The sequence below is a fragment of the Saccharopolyspora griseoalba genome (assembly GCF_042665275.1).
GTDB classification, from domain to species: domain Bacteria; phylum Actinomycetota; class Actinomycetes; order Mycobacteriales; family Pseudonocardiaceae; genus Saccharopolyspora; species Saccharopolyspora griseoalba.
Window position 1 is genome coordinate 1 of record NZ_JBHTCJ010000023.1, and the last position, 22979, is coordinate 22979.

Annotated in this window: 23 protein-coding genes; 8 read left to right on the forward strand and 15 right to left on the reverse strand. The window is 71.9% G+C overall.

The window, feature by feature from the left end; genetic code table 11:
• Window positions 1–857: transketolase-like TK C-terminal-containing protein (locus ACFQRI_RS26575; protein ID WP_380673316.1), on the forward strand; the 857-nt coding region annotated here is incomplete at its 5' end.
• A gap of 81 nt (window positions 858–938) precedes the next feature.
• Here the strand turns inward: ACFQRI_RS26575 and ACFQRI_RS26580 are convergent.
• The 4 genes from ACFQRI_RS26580 to ACFQRI_RS26595 all read right to left on the reverse strand — a co-directional run bounded on the left by ACFQRI_RS26580 (window position 939) and on the right by ACFQRI_RS26595 (window position 4001).
• Window positions 939–1589 carry a GPR1/FUN34/YaaH family transporter gene (locus ACFQRI_RS26580; protein ID WP_380673317.1) on the reverse strand — a complete coding sequence of 217 codons (651 nt, stop codon included), beginning with the start codon at window positions 1587–1589 and terminating at the stop codon, window positions 939–941.
• 337 nt (window positions 1590–1926) lie between these two features.
• A complete protein-coding gene (locus tag ACFQRI_RS26585) occupies window positions 1927–2760 on the reverse strand; it encodes an SAM-dependent methyltransferase (RefSeq protein ID WP_380673318.1) in 834 nt (277 codons plus the stop codon).
• Between the two features lie 160 nt (window positions 2761–2920).
• Window positions 2921–3349 carry a DoxX family protein gene (locus tag ACFQRI_RS26590; RefSeq protein ID WP_380673319.1) on the reverse strand — a complete coding sequence of 143 codons (429 nt, stop codon included), beginning with the start codon at window positions 3347–3349 and terminating at the stop codon, window positions 2921–2923.
• 142 nt (window positions 3350–3491) lie between these two features.
• A complete protein-coding gene (locus ACFQRI_RS26595; protein ID WP_380673320.1) occupies window positions 3492–4001 on the reverse strand; it encodes a VOC family protein in 510 nt (169 codons plus the stop codon).
• 116 nt (window positions 4002–4117) lie between these two features.
• Here ACFQRI_RS26595 and ACFQRI_RS26600 point away from each other — a divergent pair, with 116 nt between their 5' ends.
• Entirely contained in the window at window positions 4118–4558 is a 441-nt protein-coding gene (locus ACFQRI_RS26600) for a MarR family winged helix-turn-helix transcriptional regulator (RefSeq protein ID WP_380673321.1), read from the forward strand.
• 66 nt (window positions 4559–4624) lie between these two features.
• Here the strand turns inward: ACFQRI_RS26600 and ACFQRI_RS26605 are convergent, their stop codons facing one another.
• Window positions 4625–5368 carry a lysophospholipid acyltransferase family protein gene (locus tag ACFQRI_RS26605; protein WP_380673322.1) on the reverse strand — a complete coding sequence of 248 codons (744 nt, stop codon included), beginning with the start codon at window positions 5366–5368 and terminating at the stop codon, window positions 4625–4627.
• A 74-nt stretch (window positions 5369–5442) separates the two neighbouring features.
• Window positions 5443–5973: a TetR/AcrR family transcriptional regulator gene (locus ACFQRI_RS26610; RefSeq protein ID WP_380673323.1), complete on the reverse strand. Its 531-nt coding sequence runs from the start codon at window positions 5971–5973 to the stop codon at window positions 5443–5445.
• Window positions 5974–6028: 55 nt separating this feature from the next.
• Here ACFQRI_RS26610 and ACFQRI_RS26615 point away from each other — a divergent pair, with 55 nt between their 5' ends.
• Window positions 6029–7549 (forward strand): MFS transporter, encoded by a 1521-nt coding sequence (locus ACFQRI_RS26615; protein ID WP_465269738.1) that lies wholly within the window; start codon window positions 6029–6031, stop codon window positions 7547–7549.
• A gap of 319 nt (window positions 7550–7868) precedes the next feature.
• Here the strand turns inward: ACFQRI_RS26615 and ACFQRI_RS26620 are convergent, their stop codons facing one another.
• Together ACFQRI_RS26620 and ACFQRI_RS26625 are read right to left on the reverse strand one after the other, a co-directional pair.
• Window positions 7869–9119: an SLC13 family permease gene (locus ACFQRI_RS26620; RefSeq protein ID WP_380673325.1), complete on the reverse strand. Its 1251-nt coding sequence runs from the start codon at window positions 9117–9119 to the stop codon at window positions 7869–7871.
• Between the two features lie 33 nt (window positions 9120–9152).
• Window positions 9153–10262 carry a PrpF domain-containing protein gene (locus ACFQRI_RS26625; RefSeq protein WP_380673327.1) on the reverse strand — a complete coding sequence of 370 codons (1110 nt, stop codon included), beginning with the start codon at window positions 10260–10262 and terminating at the stop codon, window positions 9153–9155.
• Between the two features lie 122 nt (window positions 10263–10384).
• On the opposite strand from ACFQRI_RS26625, the gene ACFQRI_RS26630 reads away from it, so the two are divergent.
• Window positions 10385–11338, forward strand: a complete 954-nt coding sequence (locus ACFQRI_RS26630) for a LysR family transcriptional regulator (RefSeq protein WP_380673329.1) — start codon at window positions 10385–10387, stop codon at window positions 11336–11338.
• Between the two features lie 80 nt (window positions 11339–11418).
• Here ACFQRI_RS26630 and ACFQRI_RS26635 read toward each other — a convergent pair whose 3' ends face one another.
• Window positions 11419–13221 carry a flavin-containing monooxygenase gene (locus tag ACFQRI_RS26635; protein ID WP_380673331.1) on the reverse strand — a complete coding sequence of 601 codons (1803 nt, stop codon included), beginning with the start codon at window positions 13219–13221 and terminating at the stop codon, window positions 11419–11421.
• A gap of 167 nt (window positions 13222–13388) precedes the next feature.
• Here ACFQRI_RS26635 and ACFQRI_RS26640 point away from each other — a divergent pair, with 167 nt between their 5' ends.
• A complete protein-coding gene (locus ACFQRI_RS26640; protein ID WP_380673333.1) occupies window positions 13389–13889 on the forward strand; it encodes a nitroreductase family protein in 501 nt (166 codons plus the stop codon).
• A gap of 39 nt (window positions 13890–13928) precedes the next feature.
• Here the strand turns inward: ACFQRI_RS26640 and ACFQRI_RS26645 are convergent, their stop codons facing one another.
• Complete coding sequence (locus tag ACFQRI_RS26645; RefSeq protein ID WP_380673335.1) at window positions 13929–14828, reverse strand: LysR family transcriptional regulator; 900 nt, start codon at window positions 14826–14828, stop codon at window positions 13929–13931.
• An 11-nt stretch (window positions 14829–14839) separates the two neighbouring features.
• On the opposite strand from ACFQRI_RS26645, the gene ACFQRI_RS26650 reads away from it, so the two are divergent.
• The gene (locus ACFQRI_RS26650; protein WP_380673337.1) at window positions 14840–15922 is read left to right on the forward strand and encodes a YeiH family protein; all 1083 of its coding nucleotides are present in this window, start codon (window positions 14840–14842) and stop codon (window positions 15920–15922) included.
• Window positions 15923–15928: 6 nt separating this feature from the next.
• Here the strand turns inward: ACFQRI_RS26650 and ACFQRI_RS26655 are convergent, their stop codons facing one another.
• From ACFQRI_RS26655 to ACFQRI_RS26670, 4 genes are all read right to left on the reverse strand, one after another.
• Window positions 15929–16129 carry a hypothetical protein gene (locus ACFQRI_RS26655; protein ID WP_380673339.1) on the reverse strand — a complete coding sequence of 67 codons (201 nt, stop codon included), beginning with the start codon at window positions 16127–16129 and terminating at the stop codon, window positions 15929–15931.
• A 10-nt stretch (window positions 16130–16139) separates the two neighbouring features.
• Window positions 16140–16298, reverse strand: a complete 159-nt coding sequence (locus ACFQRI_RS26660; RefSeq protein ID WP_380673341.1) for a hypothetical protein — start codon at window positions 16296–16298, stop codon at window positions 16140–16142.
• A 151-nt stretch (window positions 16299–16449) separates the two neighbouring features.
• Window positions 16450–17979: a PucR family transcriptional regulator gene (locus tag ACFQRI_RS26665; RefSeq protein WP_380673343.1), complete on the reverse strand. Its 1530-nt coding sequence runs from the start codon at window positions 17977–17979 to the stop codon at window positions 16450–16452.
• A 49-nt stretch (window positions 17980–18028) separates the two neighbouring features.
• Window positions 18029–18511 (reverse strand): DUF7144 family membrane protein, encoded by a 483-nt coding sequence (locus tag ACFQRI_RS26670; RefSeq protein WP_380673345.1) that lies wholly within the window; start codon window positions 18509–18511, stop codon window positions 18029–18031.
• Window positions 18512–18953: 442 nt separating this feature from the next.
• Between ACFQRI_RS26670 and ACFQRI_RS26675 the strand changes: the two genes are divergently transcribed.
• Complete coding sequence (locus ACFQRI_RS26675) at window positions 18954–20369, forward strand: amino acid permease (RefSeq protein WP_380673347.1); 1416 nt, start codon at window positions 18954–18956, stop codon at window positions 20367–20369.
• A 256-nt stretch (window positions 20370–20625) separates the two neighbouring features.
• On the opposite strand, the gene ACFQRI_RS26680 is transcribed toward ACFQRI_RS26675, so the two are convergent.
• Window positions 20626–20853 carry a DUF1049 domain-containing protein gene (locus ACFQRI_RS26680; RefSeq protein WP_380673349.1) on the reverse strand — a complete coding sequence of 76 codons (228 nt, stop codon included), beginning with the start codon at window positions 20851–20853 and terminating at the stop codon, window positions 20626–20628.
• Window positions 20854–21051: 198 nt separating this feature from the next.
• Between ACFQRI_RS26680 and ACFQRI_RS26685 the strand changes: the two genes are divergently transcribed.
• Window positions 21052–22953, forward strand: coding sequence for an alkyl/aryl-sulfatase (locus ACFQRI_RS26685; protein WP_380673351.1), 1902 nt, complete (start codon window positions 21052–21054; stop codon window positions 22951–22953).
• Window positions 22954–22979 lie beyond the last annotated feature (26 nt).

The following is a 22979-nucleotide window of genomic DNA, read 5'->3' on the forward strand; positions in this document are numbered from 1 at the left end:
CCTCGTTCGGCCCGGCGGAGATCTCCACCGACGCCTGGCAGGCCAACCCCTACGGCCGCACGCTGCACTTCGGCATCCGCGAGCACGCGATGGGCGCGATCGTCAACGGCATCGCACTGCACGGCGGAACGCGCCCCTACGGCGGCACGTTCATGGTCTTCAGCGACTACATGCGGCCGGCCGTGCGGCTGGCCGCGCTGATGCGCCAGCCGGTGATCTACGTGTGGACGCACGACTCCATCGGCTTGGGCGAGGACGGCCCGACCCACCAGCCGATCGAGCACCTGTCGAGCCTGCGGGCGATCCCGGGGCTGGCGGTCGTCCGCCCGGCCGACGCCAACGAGACCGCGACGGCGTGGCGGACCGCTCTGGAGAACGCCGACGGCCCGGCGGGCCTGGCGCTCACCCGCCAGGACGTCCCGGTGCTCGAAGGCACGGACCCGCGCGGCGTCGCCCGCGGTGGCTACGTGCTCGCCGAGGCCACCTCGCGCGAACCCGAGGTGGTGCTGATCGCGACCGGATCCGAGGTGCAGCTGGCCGTGTCCGCCAGGCAGGTCCTCGAAGCCGACGGCATCGGCGCGCGCGTGGTGTCCATGCCGTGCGTGGAGTGGTTCGACGCGCAGGACGAGACCTACCGCCGCGAGGTGCTGGCCCCGTCGGTGCGCGCGCGGGTGGCCGTCGAGGCGGGCGTGGCCCAGTCGTGGCACCGGTTCGTCGGCGATGCCGGTGAGGTCGTCTCGCTGGAGCACTTCGGCGCCTCGGCCGACGGCAAGACGCTGTTCGCGCAGTTCGGCTTCACCACCGAGGCGGTTGTCGCGGCCGCTCGACGCGCGTTGCGCAACGTCCGGTCGAGCTGAGCCCTGCACCCGCGCGGTCGGACGCCGGACGAGCGAGGAGCGCGGAGGCGGTGCGAGACCGCCTCCGCGCTCCCCCCGGGTTCAGCTGCCCAGCACCGGACTGCCGAGCGGCAGTCCGCGACCCCCCGTTGCCAGGGACATCACGTGGAAGAACAGGTAGCAACCCAGCGCGGCGAAGCTGAAGACGACGTACCCGCCGACGGCCTGCAGCCCGGTCGAGCCCATCACCGTGGCGAGCAGGACGACGGCGAGGGCGACTGCGATCAGGCCGAACAGCGAGGTGTAGGCCACCGGCAGCCGCAGCGTCGCCAGGGCGAGCAGCGCCACGGTGACCGTCCACGACGCCAGGAACAGGGCCTGCGTGGCGGTCGCGCTCTGCTCGGGAATCCCGAACCAGTGGTGGGTCAGCCCGAGCACGAGGAGTCCGTAGCTGAGCCAGAACCCGCTGAAGATTCCGAAGATGGACGCGACGGCGCTCTGCCCGAGCCCCGCCGCCCACACCGCGGCCACCAGCTGACCGATCCCGGTGGCGGCGAGGATGATCGCCACCGGTGCTCCGGCCGCCCCGGGCGGCACGAATCCGACGAGGGTCAAGCCGAGGGCGATCGAGCCCACGACGAAGGTGGGAACGCCGATGAGCGCGGGATCTCCGTCCAGGGGGCCGGAATTCGGCTCGGGTTCCGGGTTCTCCGGTCTTGCGCGGCCTGCGGTCGCGGTGTCCGATGTGGTCACGATCCGCTCCTTTGCGGTCTGCGGGTGCGAGTGCGCGGCACCATCCGGAGCCGGATCGAGTTCGCCGACTGCGAGCGGACGGCGATCCAGCAGCGGGCGAATTCCCGTCCGGACCCCGGGGCTCTCCCGGTGGGTGCGGCAACGTGGAATATGCCACCCCCGCACCGGGCGGACAACGCGTTGCGAACGAGTGGAACCCTTTCCAGCACGAGGGGTTTCGCGCGAGAGATGAACGGTTTACGCAGCAGCAGGGCTTTTTCGCCCCGCGCGGTCGCGCCGCTCCGCAGCGGACGCCACCAGCCGGTGCCCGGACGCGAACTCCGCAACCGACGGCGGTTCAGCGCTTGACGCCGACGGCGGCCCAGATCTTGGTCCGCTCCGGTTCCGCGAGGGACTCGTGCGGTTCGGCCCGCCACTCCGAGCAGTAGACGACGCCGGGGTCGACGATGTCGAAACCCGCGAACAGCTCGGCGGCCCGCGAGCGGCGCCGGTAGGTGACCGGAGCGCTGGTCTCGTCGAAGATCGCCTCGACCTGGCGCATCTGCTCGTGCAGGTCCTCGTCGGTGAGGTGGCTGATCACCAGCGCGCTCCCGGGGACCAGCGCTTCGCGGTACCGGGCGAGCAGCTGGCCGACGTCGTCACCGACCCAGTGCAGCACCGAGGCCATCACCAGCGCGACCGGCTGGGAGAAGTCGAGCAGCCGCCGGGTCTCCGCGGCGCCCAGCACCGCGTCCGGGGCGCGCAGGTCCTCCTCCACGATGCCCGCGTTGGGCTGGTCCGCCAGCAGGCGCCGGGTGTGGGCCGCGGCCACCGGCTCGTCGTCCACGTAGACCACGTGGGCACCGGGGTTCATCTCGCGGGCCGCTTCGTGCACGTTGCCCACGGTCGGCACGCCCGAACCCAGGTCGAGGAACTGACCGATCCCCCGCTCCAGGCAGGAGCGCACCGCGCGGCGCAAGAACGCGCGGTTGGACCGGACCACGGTGCGCGCGTCCGGGTCCACCTCCAGCAGCTTGTGGAACGCCTCGCGGTCACCGGCGAAGTTGCGGCTGCCGCCCAGGCCGTAGTCGTAGATGCGCGCAGGGTTGGGCAGCACCTCGTCGACCTCGCTCCCGGAAGCGTTCGCGGTCGGCTCATCGGCCGGGAAGTTCCCGGCGGCGCGCTCCGACATCGTCCTCCACGGTCACCTACCGCTCTCGCCCGGACATCCTACGTAACCGGACGCGGCCGCGGGAGCGCCGTCAGCGCGACCCCTTCGGAACTGGCGAGGCGCCGGTTCGCCGCACGTCCGCGGCGTGGCGGCGCTGCGCCACCACCCCGCGGGAACGAGGTCAGGCCGCGGTCCTGCTCCGCTGCAGCAGGTTGTCCAGCGCGTAGGCGCCGCCCCGGAAGCCCAGCGCCAGCGCCGCGGCCGCCAGCACCAGCACGTACTCGATCCCGCCGTCGGCGTCCGAGGCGAAGAAGCCGTGCGGGAGGTGGTAGAGCACCAGGGCGCCGATCATGTTCAGCGCCAGCAGCACGCCGGCGACCGGCAGCGCCGCGCCCACCACCAGGGCCGCCCCGCCGAGGGTCTCCACGAGCGCGGCGACCCAGGCCGAGACCCCGGGCAGCGGGATGCCCATCTGCCCGAACGAGCTCGCGGTCCCGCTGATGCCCCACACCAGGAACTTCTGCAGGCCGTGCGCGACGAACACGGCTCCGATGACCACCCGACCGACGAGCACGAGCAGGTCGCGGACGGCGTTGCTGGACTGGTTCACTTCTTGCCCTTCTGACTGGGTTATCGGATTCGATGCCCAGCAGTTTTCGGCGACGGCACCGGGATCTCGCCGGTGGCTCCCCGGCCAAGCCGGCGCGCGGGGCGTCACCGCCGATCGATGCGCCCGGCACCGACGAGCGCGGTCACGAACCGCCCTCGACGACGCGGCCCGCGGTGCGCACCCCGCTCCACCGGCGCACCTCCGCCGGCAGGTCCAGGCGGTCCACCGGGGCGGAGTTCTCGTAGGCGCCCCAGTCGGCCCGCGGCAGCATCCACATGACCTCGAACTCGTTGCCGTCGGGGTCCGCGCCGTAGAGGCTCTTGGTCGCGCCGTGGCTGGACTCGCCGCGCAGCGCACCGAGCTCGGCCAGCGTGGTCCGGGCGCGCTCCAGCTCGTCGACGGTGTCGACCTGCCAGGCCAGGTGGTAGAGCCCGACGCTGCGCGGCGGGCGCGGCGCAGCGCTGTCGCCGAGTCCGAACAGCCCCAGGTCGTGGTGGTTCCCGGAGCGGGTCAGCCGCAGGAACGCCGCGTTGGCGCGGGGCTCGCGGGCGACGACCTCCATGTCGAAGGCCGACGTCCAGAACCGCAGCGAGGCCTCAAGAGCGGTCACGAAGAGCACGGCGTGGTTGAGCCGCACGGCCGGGATGGTCATGGTCGCCCCCTTCAGGCGGTCGGAACATCTGACTCGTCAGATGCTGACAAGGTAACCATCATTTACCTGAACACGCAACTACTGCGGAATCAGATGTTGCGGCGTACGATGTCAGCATGCCCGGCCCTCTCGACGACCGCCTCGTCACCACCTTCGGCCGCCTGATCGAGGCCTACAGCAGGCTCGAGCAGCGCCTCGGCCCGGCGATGGAGGCCGACACCGGTCTGCCGCTCACGTGGTTCGAGGTCCTCATCAGGCTGGCGCGCTCCCCCGAGAGGCAGCTCACCATGGGCGCGCTGGCCGAGGAGATCGCGCTGACCACCGGCGGCGTCACGCGCCTGGTCGACCGGATGGAGAAGGCCGGTTACGTCGAACGCCTCCCCTGCCCCGGTGACCGCCGCGTCTCCTACGCCGCTATCACCAGCACCGGCCGGGAGATCCTCGACCGGGCCGCCGCGCAGCACGCCCGCGAGCTCGGCGCGGCCTTCGCCGACTTCACCGAGCAGGACCTCGACGCCCTCGACGGTCTCCTCGACCGGCTCCGCGCGCGGGGCTGAACCGGCCCGCGACGCGCGAGAGCCCCAGGCCGCCGAAGGTGACCTGGGGCTAGACGGGGCGTCCGGTCAGTCGCTCGCGCCGCCCCTGGCGTCCAGGGTCGCGGCCTCCTCCGGAGTGGGCGCGGTTCCACCCAGGTGGGCGGGCAGCCACCAGCGGTCCTCCTCGCCCGCGGGCTGATCCGGGTAGCCGGCCTGCAGGTCGTCGAGGATCGCCGACATCCGGGCCCGCAGCTCCTCGGTGAGCGCGTCGGGGTCGTCGTCCGGACCGGGGTGCAGCGGCTCCCCCGCGTGGATGCGGATCGGCACGTGGCGCTTGGTCAGCGTGCGCGGCCTGCCCTTGGTCCACAGGCGCTGCGTGCCCCACAGCGACATCGGCACCAGCGGGACTCCCGCGTCGGCGGCCATGCGCACCGCACCGGACTTGATCGGCTTGACGGTGAACGACCGGCTGATGGTGGCCTCCGGGAACACGCCGACGACCTCGCCCGCGCGCAACCGCTCGACGGCTTCGTCGTAGGAGCCCTTGCCCGCCGCGCGGTCCACCGGGATGTGGTGCATCCCGCGCATGAGGGGACCGGCGATCCGGTTGTCGAAGATCTCCTTCTTGGCCATGAACCGCACCAGCCGCTTCGCCGGCTGCGCGCCCAGTCCGCAGAAGATGAAGTCCAGGTAGCTGACGTGGTTGCAGGCGATCACCGCCCCGCCGGTGCGCGGGACGTGCTCGGTGCCCGTCACCCGGAGCCGGTTGTCCAGCACGCGGAACATGGTCTTGGCCGCCAGGACGACGGGCGGGTACACGATCTCAGCCACGGCGTCAGGCTACGCAACCGTAGGTTCCACCGCGCCCACCTGGGGCCCCGGTCACACCGCCCGGACCGCGGGCCTCAGCGAGCGCCGAGCCGCCGCATCGCCTCCGGGAGCTGCGCCAGCAGCGGCTGCTCCGCTCCCCCGCCCATGGTGGCGCGCAGGTAGAGCCCGTCGCCGATGAGCCCGACCAGCTCGGCGGTGAGCGGGTCGTCGAGGTGCTCGGCGAGCAGGTCGGACCACAGCCGCCCGGCCTCGAACATGGCCTCGGCGACCTTCGGCTCGCTACCGAGCAGGCGCAGCGCCGCGACCGCCGCGCGATGCGCCGGCTTGTCCATGCTCGCGTCGGCCACCGAGGACCGCAGGTAGTACTGCACCACGCCTTCGGGGGCGCTCCCGGCGTGCTCGATGTCGGCGGCGGTGAGCCGCACCAGCCTGTCGAGCAGCCCGTCCAGCAGGGCCTCCTTGGACCCGAAGTGGTAGAGCAGGCCGCCCTTCGAGACCCCGGCCCGCGCCGCGACGGCGTCGAGGGTGACGGCCGCCGAACCGCTGTCGATCAGGATCTCCTGGTAGCCGTCGAGGATCCGCTCCCGTGACGATGCCCTGCCCATGCTTTGACCATACCGTCCAGACGGTCTAGTTTCGAGGGCGGGCAAACTTTACCGTCTGGACTGTTCATTTTGGGAGGGGAACGTGGTGAAGGCGGGACGCCGGCACTGGCTCGCGCTGGCGGTGCTGGTGCTTCCGGTGCTGCTGATCAGCGTCGACATGACCGTGCTCGGCTTCGCGTTGCCGTACTTGAGCGAGGACCTCAGGCCGAGCGGGTCCGAGCAGCTGTGGATCGTCGACGTCTACTCCTTCGTGCTCGCCGGCCTGCTGGTCCTCATGGGATCGCTGGGCGACCGGATCGGGCGGCGCAAGCTGCTGCTCTCCGGGGCGGTCGCCTTCGGCGCCGCCTCGGTGCTGGCGGCGTTCGCCCCGAACCCCGGGCTGCTGATCGCCGCGCGGGCGCTGCTCGGCGTCGGGGGCGCGACCTTGATGCCCTCCACGCTGTCGCTGATCCGCAGCATCTTCACCGACGACGGCCAGCGCCGGGTCGCCATCGCCGTGTGGAGCTCGGGGTTCTCCGGCGGCATGGCGCTGGGCCCGGTCATCGGCGGTTGGCTGCTGGAGCACTTCTGGTGGGGCTCGGTGTTCCTGATCAACGTGCCGGTGATGCTGGTCCTGCTGGTCGCGGGCCCGCTGCTGCTGCCGGAGGCGCGCGATCCGAACCCGGGCCGCTTCGACCCGCTCTCGGCGCTGCTGTCGTTGGCGGCGGTGCTGCCGGTGGTCTACGGGATCAAGCGGGCTTCCGAGCACGGCTTGGACGTGCCGGCCGCCGCGAGCGCGCTCGCCGGGCTGGCGCTCGGCGTGGTCTTCGTGCGCAGGCAGCGCGCGTTGACCGAGCCGATGCTCGACCTGGCGCTGTTCCGGCACCGCGCCTTCGCGGCTTCGGTGCTGACCAACATGCTCGGCGTGTTCTCCCTGGTCGGACTGCTGTTCCTGGTTCCGCAGTACCTGCAGCTCGTGCTCGGACTGACCCCGGTCGTCGCGGCGCTGTGGATGTTGCCCACCGCCGTGGCAGGCGTTCTGGGTTCGCTGGCGGCGGCGCGGCTCGCCCGCCGGTTCCCCGTGCCGCACCTGATCAGCGGCGGGTTGCTGCTGGCGATGGCCGGGTTCGGGGTGCTGGTGCTGCTCGGCGCGCACGACGGGCTCGCGGTGCTCGTCGCGGGCATGCTGCTCGTCGGGTTCGGCGTCCCGCTGTCGGAAACCCTCACCAACGACCTGATCATCACGGCCGCGCCCCCGGAGCGGGCCGGTGCGGCCTCGGCGATCTCCGAGACGGGTTTCGAGCTCGGCGGCGCGCTGGGCACCGCCGTGCTCGGCAGCATCGCCACCGCCGTCTACCGGGCCGACATGCCCGCCGAGGCGGGCTCGGCCGCGCGCGAGACGCTCGGCGGAGCCGTGGCCACCGCGGCCCAGCTACCGCCCGAGCAGGCTCGGGCGCTGCTCGACTCGGCGAGCGAGGCGTTCGTGCACGCGATCCACGTCGGCGCGCTCGCCGGCGGGCTGCTGCTGGCCTACACCGCCGCGCAGGCCTTCGCGCTGCTGCGCGATCGCGACCGGCCCGCCGAAGCGGCGGGGTGATCACTCGAACGCCCGGCGCGCTTCTCCGGTCGGCGCTGTTCATGGGGAGACGCAGGGATGTTCGCGGCCGACTTCGATCGGCCGCGAACGTGGTGCTGGTCGAGCCGTCCGGTGGTCTCGGACACCTCGCATCACCTCGCGTACCTGGCCGAGAGAACCGCGTGATGCGCGATCGCGGTCATCGGTGCGGGCGAACCGGTGCGTCCCGCGGAGACATGCCACGCGGGACGCACCTGCGGTTGACCACCCGAACTCCGCCGAGCTCCCGTCCTGACCTTCCACGGAACGACGGGGAGCGCGCAGTTGAGCGCCGTCGGGGTCACAGCGAACCGGGCAAGACCAGGAAGCCCCATGCCAGGACGGGACCGATGCCGACGATCCCCGCCGTGTAGCCGATGATCTGCTTGTAGAAGCGTTCGCGGTCTACGCCGCGGGCGTTGCTGAGCACGAGCGCGCCGTTGGTGGAGAACGGCGAGGTGTCGACGATGGTCGTCGAGATGGCCAGCGCAGCCACGAGTCCGGCCGCGCTGAGGTGGCTGGCCAGCAGCAGCGGCACGGCGATCGGGATGATCGCGGTGAGGATCGCCGTGGACGACGCGAATGCCGACACGACCGCCACCACCAAGCACAGCAGGAGGGCGACGAAGAGGGGCGCTCCCATGCCAGCGGCCCCGTGCGAGATCGTCTCGATCGTCCCGGCCTTCTCGAGGATGCCCACGTAGGTCACCATTCCCGCGACCAGCAGGATGGTGGACCAGCTGATCCCCTCGACCGCCTTGGACTGGTTCTTCATGTCCACCAGCGCTAGCACGGCGCCCGCGGCCAGAGCGAGGAACCCGATCTCCAGCTGGAAGCCCAGCGCGCCCACCACCAGCGCCGCCAGCGCCACCAGCGTGAGCCCCTGGCGCCAGGTCACCCGCGATGCCTCGACCGGCTGCTCGTCTTCCGCGTTCGACACCGCGCCCGATTCCGGGCTCCTGCGGCGCAGCAGCGCGAAGGTGAGCACCGACAGGAGGAGGTTGAACCCGAAGCTGGCCAGGAACAGCGCGAGCGGGGACACGGCCAGCGGCGTGCTCTCGACCATGCCGAGCACCAGCGCGCCCGAGACGGCGATCGGCGAGAAGGCCCCGGCGTGCGCGCCGCTGATCACCATCATTCCGATCATCAGCTGGCTGATGCCGTACCGGTAGGCGAAGCTCATGCCCACCGGCACCAGCAGCGCCACCGCCGCGGGCGTGAACGTGCCGAAAGCGGTGAGCACGGCGGCGACGCCGAACAGCACCCACGGCACCAACGCAGCTCTGCCGCGCACGAGCCTGATCCCCGCCCGCACCAGCAGATCGATCGTGCCGTTGCGCTGCGCCACCGAGAAAAGGTAGGTGACGCCGACGATGGTCACGAACAGCGAAACCGGAAATCCCTCGAAGATCTCGTCCTCGCTGAGCCCGAGGGAGGACGTGCCCACGACGAACGCGCCGATGAAGGCCAGGATCCCGATGTTGATGGGAAGCAGGGTGGCCACGACGAACATCACGCCGAGCGCACCGATGGAGATCATTTCTGCAGACATCTTTGTCCTTGGGATTGGAAATCAGGCGGAATGCTAAGCGGAAATCGACTCGGGAACCACGATGTCGGCCACGCAGAGGATGCGCGCCGCGCGGCGGACGGTGACCCGCCGCGGCCCGGACGCGGCGACCTCACCGCTTGTGACGGTGATGACACCGGCCGCCGTCCCGATCCGGAGCCCGCCCGCTCCGGGAGCGGTCGACGCGGCGTGCACGACCGACCCGTCGAGCAGGTTGGCGACAGCGACACCGACCGCGGAGGTCAGCCCGATGGCCGGGTGCGGGACGTTCATCGACAGCATCCGCACCGACACGTCGTGATCCGCGGACTCGACCTCGTCGCCGAGCGAGGTCCGATAGGTCCGCGGCGGCCCGACGATTCCGACCTTCGGAACCGCGTCGCCGGCGGCGGCACCAGTCGGCGTCAGCCCCATGCTGCTGGCGGCGCGGTGGCGGAACATCCGAAGCAGGTCGACGAGTTCGCCCATTTCACGGGGACTCTCGGTGCCGGTGCAGCCGAGATCCGCAGCGTCGACGAGAATCATCGGCGCACCGGCGTCGATCGCGCTCACTCGAGCCCGCACCCCACCGATCGCCCAGTCCTCGGCCACCTCGCCAGCGGGCAGCAGCGAACCGGTGGTGCCGCCGACCGGGTCCAGGAACGTCAGGCCCACCGCCACTCCCCCGGCGCGAGTGCCCGGAACGGTCGCGGTGCCGAATTCCGGCACGCGACCACCAGGAGTTTCCACCTCCGCTTCGAGCACCGCGCCGGTATTGGTGTTGCGCAGGACGACGCGGGTCCGATCACCTGCGACCGGAACCAGGCCGCGGGCCACCGACCACAGCGCGATCGCGGTGGCGCAGTTGCCGCAGTTGCTGCCCCACTCGACACGTCCGACACCGATGCCGACCTGCGCGAAGAGGTAGTCGACGTGCACGCCGGGGACGCTGGAGACGCGCACCACCGCGGCCTTGGACGTGGTCGGAGTAGCGCCGCCGACCCCGTCGAGCTGGACCGGATCGGCGGCGCCGTAGGCGTTGACGAGCAACGCCTCGATATCGCCCGTCGAGTTGGGCAACTCGGTTTCATCGAACAACCAACACTTGCTGGTTCCGCCGCGGACCAGCGTCGCCGGAACGTGCACGCCAACCTTCTTCCTCGCTCCGTGTGGATCGTTGGCGCTCAGCCTGACAACGCCTCGAGTTCAGTACAATGTTCGAACCCTTACGCTGGCTTTAGCTGAACTAACATCTCTCGGGAGGCCTCGTGCTCGACGTCCGCAGGGTGTTGCTCCTGGTCGAAGCGGCCGACCTCGGATCGCTCACCGCCGCGGCCGAAGCATTGGCGATCACGCCCTCGGCCGCCTCGCAGCAGATGTCACGTTTGGAAGCGGAGGTCGGACAGCCGCTGCTGCACCGGTTGCCGCGCGGAGTTCGGCTCACCGACGCCGGGCACGCGCTGGCCGAACGGGGCCGCGCCATCCGCCGCGAGCTCCGCGGCGCACAAGCGGACCTGGAATCACTCGCACAGCTCGACGAGGGCACGCTGCGCCTGGGATCGTTCCCGACCGCCAGCGCCTCGCTCCTACCGCTGGCCCTCACGCGGTTCTCCCGCAAGCACCCGGGGATGCGCACGACGGTTCGCTCGGCGCTGTTCGCCGAGCTGCTCGAGCTCCTGGACACCGGCGAGATCGAACTGGCCCTGCTGTGGGACTACGAGTGGAACCGCACCGATGAGCAGTCCCTGCACGTCGAGCACCTGCTCGACGACCCGACGGTCCTGGTCGTACCGGCCAACTCCGAACTCCTGGAGGAACCGCGCATCGGCCTGGCCGACCTGTCCAGCCAGGAATGGATCATCCGCGCGGACAACCACCCCGTCGCCGATGTGCTGCGACGCAGCTGCCGGCTCGCCGGTTTCGAACCGAAGATCTCCTACGAATCCCACGACTACCAGGAAGCCCAAGCGATGGTGGCGGCCGGGTTGGGCATCGCGATCGCACCGCGCCTGGCGCTCACCAACCGCCGGCACGACGTCCGGCTGGTGCACTTCGCCGACGACGTACCCGCGCCGACGCGACGAATCCTGCTGACCCGCACGGCGAACCGACCACCAACACCGGCCGCCTCGGCCATGAGCGACATCATGCGCGCCGTCTCCCAGCGCTTCACCGAGTCCAACCTCCACCGAACCCAACTGGGCACCGTTCGCGCCAGCTAGCGCTCCGGCGGAGCGGTCAGCGCGGGGCGCAGCCGCGCGGGAATCGCTGCGGAGTTCCTCACCTGCGGCCGACGACTCGGTCAGCCGGCGTCCCCGAGGACCTCGTCGATGCCGTCGCCGGTCCGCCACTCGCGCAGCAGGCGCTGGAAGGCCGCCGGGCCGCGGCCGTACGTGCGGCGGCCGCGGGCATCGCCCTCGTTGTTGTAGTAGCCGGGCGTGCACTCGGCGTCGAACCGCGCGCGCTCCGGCGAGGTGGACTCGATCGTGGCGGCCCACGCCTCCTCGGCCTCGGGGGTCGGTTCGACGCGCTCGACCCCGCGCCTGCGCGCCTCCGCGATCACCTCGCCGACGTGGATCGCCTGCTCGTCGAGCACGTGCGCGAAGTTCACCGACGGGGCGTTCTGCACCGACCCGAGCTGGAACAGGTTCGGGAAACCGCTGCTGCACACGCCGTGCAGGGTGCGCACGCCGCTGCTGCGCCAGTGCTGCTGGAGGTTCCGCCCGTCCCTGCCGCGGACCGGCAGCCGCCCGGTCAGCACGTCGGACTTCCCCACCTCGAAACCGGTCGCGAAGATGACGCAGTCCACTTCGTACTCGGCGTCGCCGACGACCAACGAGCGCTCGGTGAACCGCTCGACACCGCCGTGGTCGGCGGTGTCGACCAGCGCGACGTTGGGCCGGTTGAACGCCTGGAGGTACTCGTCGCTGAAGGTCGGCCGCTTGCAGCCGTAGCGGTACCAGGGCTTGAGCAGGTCGGCGGTGGCCGGGTCGTCGACGACCCGCTCGACCCGGGCGCGCAGCCGGTTCATCTTGTCGAAGTCCAGCAGCTCCTCGGCCCGCTCCCACGCCTCGGGGCCCCAGTCCGCGCGAGCGTCGGAGGAGATGATCTTGCCGAGCACGTGCGCGCTCCTGGTCCAGGCGTCGTCGACGAGGTCCTCGTCCACGTGCTCGCCGGTGACCACGGCCTGGAAGTTCTCCCGCCGCCTGGCGTGCCAGCCGGGCCGCAGCGAATCCGCCCACCGCGGATCGGTCGGCCGGTTGTCCCGGACGTCCACCGAGGACGGAGTGCGCTGGAAGACGTGGAGCTGCGCGGCGTCCCGCGCCACGTGCGGCACCACCTGGATCGCCGTGGCACCGGTCCCGATGATCGCGACGCGCTTGTCGGCCAGGCCGCTGAGACCGCCGTCCGGGCTCCCGCCCGTGTAGGCGTAGTCCCACCGGCTGGTGTGGAAGGTGTGCCCGGTGAAGGTCTCGATGCCGGGGATCGCGGGCAGCTTGGGGTGGTCGAGCGTTCCGTTGGAGACCACCACGTAGGTCGCGCGCATCTCGTCGTCGCGATCGGTGCGCACGACCCACTCGCCGTCGTCCCACCGCAGTTCGACGATCCCGGTCTGGAAGCACGCGTCGCGGTAGAGGTCGAAGGTCCGGCCGATGGCCATCGCGTGCTGCCGGATCTCCTCCCCCGGCGCGTACTTCCACTTCGGGACGTGGCCCACCTCTTCGAGCAGCGGCAGGTAGACGTGCGACTCGATGTCGCAGTGGATGCCCGGGTAGCGGTTCCAGTACCAGGTGCCGCCGAAGTCACCGCCCTTCTCGACGATCCGGATCCGCTCCAGACCGGCCTGCCGCAGCCGCGCACCCGCGCACAGGCCGCCGAACCCGCCGCCGAGCACCACCGCGTCCACCCGGTCCCGCAGCGGCCCCCTGGTGAAGTCCGGGTCCGCGTAGGGGTCCTCGGCGTAGTACCCGAACCGCCCCTGGGCGCGGCGGTACTGCGCGCTGCCGTCGGGGCGGATCCGCCGCTCGCGCTCCACGCGGTAGCGCTCGCGGAGCGCGGCGATCTCGTCGTCGCCGAGGTCGGGGATCGGTGGGAGCGTCGACATCGCAGCCTTCCGGATTTAAATCAACTGACTGACTCAAAACTAGCACGCCGGACGAATCGACCGGCTGCGGTGCCTTCCGAGCGGATGAAGCGGGTAGCAGTTCGCGGTGGTCACCGCCGCCAACCCGCGGTCCGGGGCGAGCGCCGCGCGCCAGTAAGGTCGAGCGCATGGTCGATCCGATCCGCTCGTTGCGGGCGACGCGCTGGTTCACCGACGGCGCGGTGAGCGACGACGCGCTGCGGGAGGTCCTGGAGACCGCGCGGTGGACCGGTTCGGCGCGCAACCGCCAGCCCTGGCGCTTCCACACCGTGCGCAGCGCGGCGACCCGCGACGAGCTGAGCCGCTGCGGCGCCTACGCGGTGCACCTGCGCGCGGCTCCCGTTGTGCTGCTGCTCGCCCTCGACCACAGCTGGGGCGATGCCGAGTTCGACGGTGGCCGCGTGGCGCAGAACATCATGCTGGCCGCGCACCGGCTGGGGCTCGGCTCGTGCCCGGTGACCTTCTTCCCGCAGCACAACGCCGAGCGGGCCACCGCCATCGCCGGCCGCAGCGCTCCGTGGCAGGTCCGCACCGGGATCGCCCTCGGTCACCCCGCGCCGAAACCGGCCGGCACGTCGGCGATCCCGACCGGTCGCCATTCCCTGGACGCCCTCTGGACCTCCGACTGACCTCCCGGCGACCGGCCGCGCAGCAGTTCAGGCCGCAGTTCAGGCCGCGCCGCCGCGGGTCGTCAGCGCGAGCAGCTCCGCGGCCGGTCCGACGAGGCGGCGGCCGCCCGGCCAGACCGCGCGCAGCACGCGCGAGAGGTCGATTCCCTCGACGGCGACCTTGACCAGCCGCCCGTCGGCCAGGTCGGTGGTCACGACCAGCTCGCTGATCACGGCCGGCCCGGCACCCGCGATGACCGCGCTGCGCACCGCCGCCGCCGACCCCAGCTCCAGGTGCGGGCGGAGCTCGCCGGCCCCGGCGCGCAGGAAGGCGCGCTCCGCGGTTTCCCGGGTCCCCGAACCGGGCTCGCGCACCACCAGGGGCGTGGCCGCGAGCTCGGCGGGGCGCAGGGGCCGCGCCCGCCGCGCCCACGGGTGCTGCGGCGGCACCACGACGACCAGGTGATCGGCGGCGACCTCCCTGCTGGACAGCCCCTTCGGCGCGCTCGGCGATTCGACGAACCCCAGATCGACCTCGCCCGCGGTCACCAACTCCACGACGTGCTCGGAATTGCCCACCTGCAGGCCCATGTAGAGCTCGGGGCGCTGCCGTCGCAGCTCGCCGACCCACACCGGGGCGAAGTGCTCGGCGATCGTCATGCTCGCGGCCACCCGCAGCTCCGCATCGCGCTTGCTGCGCAGCGCCTCCGCCCCGATGAGCAGACCGCCCAGCTCGTCGAGCACGCGCTGCGCCGAACCCGCCACCACCCGACCCGAGGGGGTCAGGTTCGAACCGCGCCGCGTGCGGTCCACCAGCACCAGGCCCAGCTTGCGCTCCAGGGTGGAGATCCGCTTGCTCGCCGACGGCTGGGCGATCCCGAGCTCCTCGGCCGCCCGGCCCAGGCTGCCCAGGTCGCGCACCAGCACCAGCAGCCGCAAGGACTCCACGTCGACGGTCATACCCCGAGGGTATGAGCACCTGCGCGGATGACGGCTACCGGCTCGCCGGAGCGCGCAGCAGGCTTGCGAGCATGGCCACCACCGCCTCGGACCACGCACCCCTGCCCGCCCCGCGCAGCGGTGTCGCGCGGCTGGTGCCCGGGGTGGCCGTGACCGCGATCGGCGTCGCCGCCGCGCACGCCCTCGGCCTCCTGCTTCCCGGCGCGAGCGCGCTCGTCCTGGCCGTGGTCCTCGGCGTGCTCACCGGCCACCTGCCCTTCCTGCCCGCGTCCGCGCGGCCGGGCCTGGCCTGGTCCACGCGCAAGCTGCTGCGCGTCGGCGTGGTGCTGCTCGGGCTCCAGCTGTCGGTGACCCACCTGATCGGCCTGGGCCCCGGCGCCCTGCTGGCCGTGGTCTCCACGGTGGTGGTGACCTTCCTCGGAACCCTGCTGATCGGGCGGCTGCTCGGCGTCGCCCGCGGGCTGAACCTGCTGGTGGCCACCGGGTTCTCCATCTGCGGCGCCTCGGCGATCGCGGCGGTGGAGGGCGTCGCCGACGCCGAGGAGGAGGACGTCGCCGCGGCGGTCGCGCTCGTGACGCTCTACGGCGGGCTGGCCATCGCCGCGGTGCCCGCGGTCGGCGGCTGGCTCGGTCTCGCCGGTCCGGAGCTGGGCTCGTGGGCGGGGCTGTCGGTCCACGAGGTGGCCCAGGTGGTCGCCGCGGCCGCGCCCGCCGGGGCGGCCGCGGTCACCACGGCCGTGATCGTCAAGCTGGCGCGCGTGGTCCTGCTCGCACCCCTCGTGGCGATCATCGGCGCGACCGAGCGCCGCAGGCTTCCCGCGGGCGGTGGGAAGCGCCCGCCGATCGTGCCCCTGTTCCTGCTCGGGTTCCTGGCCATGATGGCCGTGCGCAGCACCGGCCTGCTGCCCGCTCCCGTGCTCGGCGGCGCGAGCGCGCTCACCACCCTGCTGCTGGCGGCCGCGCTGTTCGCGCTGGGGACGACCGTGCGGATCCCGGCCCTGCTGCGCACCGGGGCGCGGGCCGTGCTGCTCGGCCTGTGCTCCACGCTGCTGATCGCCTGCGCCGCGCTCGCATCCCTGCACCTGCTCACCTGATGCGGCTCACCGGGGGCGCGGCGCCTCCCAGCCGGAGGCCTGTTCTCGCAGGTCGCGAAGGCGTCGATCGAGGCGGTGGTGCAACGACACGAGGCCCACGGCGAGCAGCCCGAGCCCGAGCTGGTACCACGGCGGTCCGCCGGCGGGGGCGAGCACGAGATCGCCCAGGATGACGCCGATCGCGACCAGGATTGCGAGCACCGACAACAGTTCTCCTTCAACGATGGCCTTCGCGCGGCGGGGGCGTGCCCGCGTCGAAGGCGTACTCGGCGGCGATCCGCAGCAGCATGGTCTTCTCGACGCGCAGCAGCTGGTTCTCCTTGCGCAACCAGTCGAGCTCGTCGCGCTCGGACGCCGACAGTTCGTTCTCGTTCATCGCAGCGCTTCGCGTGGCGACGCTCCCCCGGCTTCGACCACCCGGTCGGCACGACCACGCTCCTTCCTCCGAAGACGAGCATGGCCGCTCACGACGAATGCGGAGATGTCGAGTCCGCACAATCCAGCAGCCCCGGGTTGTGCGAGATCCACTACTCGTGGCGGTCGGCCGCCAGCGCGATGATCAGCGCGAGCCGGGTGTCCGGGTCGTCCAGCCGCAGCGAGGCGACCTGCGCGAGCTTGCGCATCCGGTTGCGCACGGTGTTCGGGTGGATCTCCAGCCGAGCCGCCGCGGCGCCCAGGTCGCCCTGCACCTCCAGCCACGCGCGGAGGGTCGCGATCAATCGGGTTCCGTGCTGCTGGTCGTGCCTGCGCAGGTCCGCCACCGGGCCGCGGTCGGGCGCCCGGCCGCTCGCCGCGACCCGCTGCAGGCGGCGCAGCAGGATCTCGTGCCACGAGTCGTCGTAGGCGACCACCGAGGTGCGCTGGGCGCTCGCCGCGTGGACCGCGAGGCTCTCGTCCGCCTCCCGCCTGCTGGCGACCAGCTCGTCCGGCCCGGCCGGACCGCCGATCCCGGCCAGCACCGCCACTCCGCGCGGCATCTCCTCGGCCAGCGCCCGCACCCACTCGCGCGCCGGTCCGACGTCCTCGTGGGGCAGGATCGTGTACACCGTGTTGGCGAACAGGGCGCTGCGGCCGGGCCGGGACCACCCGAAGCCCACCGTGGCCATCTCGAAGGCCAGGAGCGCCGCCGAGTCGCGCTCACCGGGGTTGTGCGCCTGGACCGCCACGACGCGGAACGCGTCCGCGCGGAACCCGAGGCGGCTCAGCGCCGTCGAGGCGTCCGCGTGCCCCTCGACGAGCCCGATCACCAGATCGGACTCGACCTGCCGTTCGAGGTCCGCGCTCGCCCGCGAGCGCAGCAGGTGCGCGGCCGCCGTGCGCGACGCCTGCACCAGCGCGGCCTCCCGCGCGGAGTCCAGCGGCCGCGGGGTCTCCACCCAGATCGAACCGAGCAGCGCCTTGCCCGCGCGAACCGCGACGACGGCCCGGCCCTGGAAGCACCCGGTGTCCGAGGGCACGACGAACAGCGGCACGTCGGAGGCGGCCAGGTGCCGGAAGACCCCGCGCTCGTCGAGCTCGGCGCGCACGTGCTCCGGCACGCGCCTGCCCAGGATCGTCTCCAGCCTCGCCCGATCGGCGCCCTCCTGGCGCCGGGAGTAGGCGAGCACGGCCGAGCTGTGGTCCTCGATGGTCACCGGGCCGCCCACCGAATCGGCGAGGGCATCGGCCAGCGCGAACAGGTCCGTCGGTCCCCGGCCCGACTCGGTCTCGCGCCCCTCCAGCACCAGCCCGTAGACGACCCCGGCCAGCTGCCCCCAGGACACCGCCGGGTCGACCAGCACCACCGCGATCTGCCGCGCCCGCGCCGCGGCCAGCGCCTCCTCGCCGAGCGCGTCGAGCCGGAACACGACGACGACCGCGGCCGTCCGGGACAGCACGTCGACCGCCCCGCGCTCGTCGATGCCGACGGCCAGCAGCACGTCGTCGCCGCTGGGCGCCCGCTCCGCCGGGTCGTGCAGCGCCACCGAGCCCAGCGCCGTCGAGCGGCTCCGGGGCGCGCACACCAGCCGCGCCCCGTAACCACCGAGGACGTTGATCAACCGATCGAGCTTGACCACACCCCCACTCCACCACGCGGGCCGACCCCGCCAGCAGCGGGACCGCGGGTCAGGCGACCGCGTCCTCGTCGGGGACGACGAGCGCGTACATCACCAGCACCGCGAGCGCGATCGCGGCGAACTCCCACAGCGGGAACGCCGCCAGGAACGCCAGGTGCCCGATCGCCGAGAGACCGGCGAGTCCGATCCCGGTGATCCGCGCCCAGCGCATCCCGCCCAGGCAACCCGCACCGGCCGCGACCTGCAGCACGCCGAAGGCCAGCCAGATCCAGCCCCAGGCGCCGAAGCCGAACACCAGCAGCTCCCCACCGGCGACCACGTAGTAGTCCGGCCGGAAGAGCGCCGTGAGTCCGGCGATGACGTTGAACGCGCCGGCCAGCAGCAGCATCCAACCGCCGAAGGCCAACCAGCGCGACCCGCCGGCGCCCGCTCCGGCGTGCGCCATCGCCCATTCCCGCCGCTGCTCGGGCGCGCGCGGCTCGACGCGCTCCGAGCCCGCGTTGGTCTGCTTCTCCGTGTCCGGATTCGACATCCCGATCGCCCCCTCCCGTCGATGAGGTGCCTGCGTCCAGCATCCCCCAACCGGCGCCGCGCGGCGCGCTGATCAGGACTTTCGACCCACAGAAGCGCCCAGGCGCAGCCTGTTCGGCGGGTTCCCGGAGAGCCCGTCGCGGTCGGCGCCACTCCGCTCCAGTTGGTCCATCCAATGGATGAACACCCGGCACCCGCCGATCGATTCGCACGACTCGTCCTGGATCGCGCAATTCCTCCGCGCACGTCGCCTTCGCCCGAATCACCGCGCTGCGCGCCGGTTTCGCGATGTTCGCACCACGTCGTTGTCGAGCCGGACAACGAAGCCCGGCGATTTTCATCGCAACGGCCAACCGTACTGAGCAAGCGATTTCCGTACGGTTCAGCGCGGCCATCGCGGCCCTCAGCGGAGAGCGGCCCGTGGTGCGAGTGAAGGAGGTTGCATGACCCTGGAGCACGACGGCTTGCGAAGGTCGTCGCTTCGCCGGAAGCCGATCGAGGAGATCGAGGAGGGCGGTGGCGAAGGGCTCAGCAGAACGCTCGGACTCTGGCAGCTGACCGCGATCGGGATCGGGGGGATCATCGGCGCGGGCGTCTTCTCGCTCGCCGGTGAGGTCGCCAGCGGAACCGCCGGACCCGCGGTGGTCATCTCGTTCCTGATCGCCGGTGTGGCCAGCGCGGCCGCGGCGTTCGCCTACGCGGAGTTCGCCGGGCTGATCCCCAAGGCCGGCTCGGCCTACACCTACGGGTACGCGGTGCTGGGCGAGATCGTGGCCTGGTTCATCGGCTGGGACCTGCTGCTGGAGTACACCGCGATCGTCGCCGTCGTGGCCATCGGCATCTCCGGCTACTTCGGCTTCCTGCTCGAGCAGATCGGCCTGGACCTGCCGGTGTGGATGCTGGGGGCGCCGGGCACCGGCGAGGGGCACCGCTTCGACGTCTTCGCCGCGCTGCTGTGCCTGCTGATCGCGTTCATGCTGACGCGGGGCATCAAGAGCGCCGCCCGGTTCGAGAGCGCCGTGGTCGTCCTCAAGATCGCCATCGTGCTGATCGTGGTCGCGGTGGGCTTCTTCCACATCAAGACCGGCAACTACCAGCCGTTCTTCCCCTACGGCCCCGGCGGCGCGGTCACCGGAGCGGCCACCGTGTTCTTCGCGGTCTTCGGCTACGACGCGATGAGCACCGCGGCCGAGGAGTCCAAGGACGCGCAGCGGCACATGCCCAAGGCCATCGTGTACTCGCTGGCGATCTCGATGGTGCTCTACGTGCTGGCCTGCCTGGTGCTCACCGGCATGCAGCACTACTCGCAGATCAACCCGGAGAGCGGCTTCTCCACGGCCTTCGCCTCGGTCGGCCTGCCCGGACTGGCCAGCTTGATCGCGGGCGGCGCGATCGTGGGCATCCTGACCGTGATGTTCACCTTCATGCTCGGCGTCACCCGCGTGTGGTTCGCGATGAGCCGGGACGGGCTGCTGCCGCGCTGGTTCGCCAAGACCGACCCGGTGCGCAAGGTCCCGACCCGCGTGACGTGGATCGTCGGCATCGCCTCGGCCCTCATCGCCGGGCTCATGCCGATCGGCGAGGCCGCCGAGCTGACCAACATCGGCATCCTGCTCGCGTTCATCGTCGTGTCGGCCGCGGTGATCGTGCTGCGCTACCGCAGGCCCGAGCTGCCCCGGACGTTCCGCTGCCCCGGGATGCCCGTGGTGCCGATCGTCGGGATCGGCTTCTCGCTGTGGCTGATCAGCTTCCTCGCCCCGGAGACCTGGCTGCGCTTCGGCCTCTGGTTCCTCATCGGACTGGTCATCTACTTCGCCTACGGCCGCCGCCATTCCGCGCTCAACCGCGGCGGTTCGTGACCGATGCGGCTGCGCCGGGCACGTCGCGCCCGGCGCAGCCGGCGGGGTTCAGCGGACGGTGCTCGAGACGGGGCCGGAGCCCGTCCCGACGAGCCCCGAGCACGATGCGGATCGCGACGAACGCGCCCTCGGGGCTCAGCTCGACGGGGGCGTCGGTTCGTCCGCCGTCCGCGAACGAGCGCGGCCGACCGCGCATTCCCCTCGAATTTTCACCCGAGCGTGTCAGTCGCGCAGGGGTCGACCTGCGTCGCGCGGATCACGGTGTCCGGCGCCGCCGCAGGAGGAGCCCGATCAGGACGCCGACGACGACCGATACGACCAGGATCAACCACAGCGGCGCGGAGATCGACAGGGTGAAGATCTCGATCCTGGTGTCCGACCGGTTCTGCAAGATGAACCCGACCGCCACCACCAGCAGCGCCAAGCCCAGCCAGACCCGCGCGGGAACGGCGCGCACGCGCTGCAGCACCGGGGAGCCGCTCATCGTCTGCACCTCCTCACGACCGCACGGGACCGACGCCCAGCGCACCGGTCGCACGTCCGGAGGAGAATCATCCCTCCGCGGCGCTCGCGACGCCGCCCGAACGCGCTCCGGTGGCGTGGCCCGGGACCGCCGGTGACGATGGCAAGCGGTCACCAACCGCGCTGCGGCGGCGCCGGATCCGCCGATGGGGAGGTCGCGATGTTCCAGAGCTCCGATGCCCGGTCCGCGCAACCGGAGATCGCGGCGAGCAACGCGGCAGCGCGCGAGCGCTTGCCCTTCGACGACACCCAGGACTTCGACGACGCTCGCCGCGGGTTCGTGGGCACCGCGCGAGACCCGGTCATCCGCGACTCCGACGGCACCGTCGTGTGGGACCTCGAGGCCTACGACTTCGTCGCCGAGGACTGCCCGGACACCGCCAATCCCAGCCTGTGGCGGCAGAGCCGGTTGTGCGTCCAGCACGGCCTGTTCGAGGTGGTCGAGGGCATCTACCAGGTTCGCGGTTTCGACCTGTCCAACATGACGGTCGTCGAGGGCAACCGCGGCATCGTGGTCATCGACCCGCTGCTGTCGGCGGAGACGGCCGCGGCGGCCCTCGACCTCTACCGCCACCACCGCGGCGACCGGCCGGTCACCGGCGTCCTCTACACGCACAGCCACGCCGATCACTTCGGCGGGGTCCGGGGCGTCGTCGCCGACGACGAGCTCGCCGCGGGCATCCCGGTGCTCGCCCCGCAGGGCTTCCTGTCGCACGCCGTCAGCGAGAACATCTACGCGGGAACCGCGATGGCACGCCGCGCGGCGTACATGTACGGGGCGGCGCTGGCCAAGGGACCGCGCGGGCAGATCGGTGCCGGGCTCGGCCAGACGACCTCGACCGGCTCGGTCGGCCTGATCCCGCCGACCGCGGACATCACCACCACCGGGCAGTCCGAAACGGTCGACGGCGTCCGGATGGTCTTCCAGCTCACCCCCGGAACCGAGGCGCCGGCCGAGCTCAACATCCACTTCCCGGACCACGGGGCGCTGTGCACGGCCGAGAACGCCACGCACAACCTGCACAACGTGCTCACCCTTCGCGGCGCGGAGGTCCGCGACCCGCACGACTGGGCGGGCTACCTCACCGAGACCATCGATCTGTTCGGCGACAGCACCGAGGTCGCCTTCGCCTCGCACCACTGGCCGACGTGGGGCCGGGACCGCGTCATCGCGTTCCTGACCGACCAGCGCGACCTCTACTCCTACTTGCACGACCAGACGCTGCGCCTGCTCAACCGGGGGCTGACTCCGCTGGAGATCGCGGAGGAGCTCGAGATGCCACCCGGGCTGCAGCGCGCCTGGCACGCCCACGGCTACTACGGCTCTGTCAGCCACAACGCCAAGGCCGTCTACCAGAAGTACATGGGCTGGTTCGACGGGAACCCCGCCCACCTCTGGGAGCACCCACCGATCGAAGCCGCCCAGCGGTACGTGGAGTTCATGGGCGGCGCGGACGAAGTCGTCCGGCGCGCACGCGAGTCCTTCGACCAGGGCGACTTCCGATGGGTCGTGCAGGTCGTCAACCACGTCCTGTTCGCCCGGCCCGACCACCAGGCGGCCCGCGCGCTGCAAGCCGAGGCCCTGGAACAGCTCGGCTACGGCTGCGAGAACGGACCGTGGCGCAACTTCTACCTCATGGGCGCCCACGAGCTGCGCCACGGCCGGGTCGGCACGCCCACCGTCACCACGTCGCCGGACATGCTCAGCGCGCTGAGCCTGGACCAGCTGTTCGACGCGCTGGCGATCCGCGTCGACGGGCCGCGCAGCTGGAACGCCGACATCGCCGTCCGCTGGAACGTCCGCGACGGCCGGCCGCACAACCAGCGGCTCCGGAACGGCGTGCTGACCCACGTGACCGGAACCGGGCCCGCCGCAGGCGACCCCGACGTCGAGGTCGCCCTGACCGAGCAGGACCTGCGAGAGGTCCTGCTCGGCACGACGACCCCCGGCGAGCTCGCGGCTCGCGACCGCGCCGAGATCACCGGGGACGCCGAGCTCCTGGCAGAGCTCTTCGGCTACCTCGGCGATCCCGATCCGGACTTCACCATCGTCACGCCGTGACGGCGGCGCCCCGCGAGCGAGCGCGC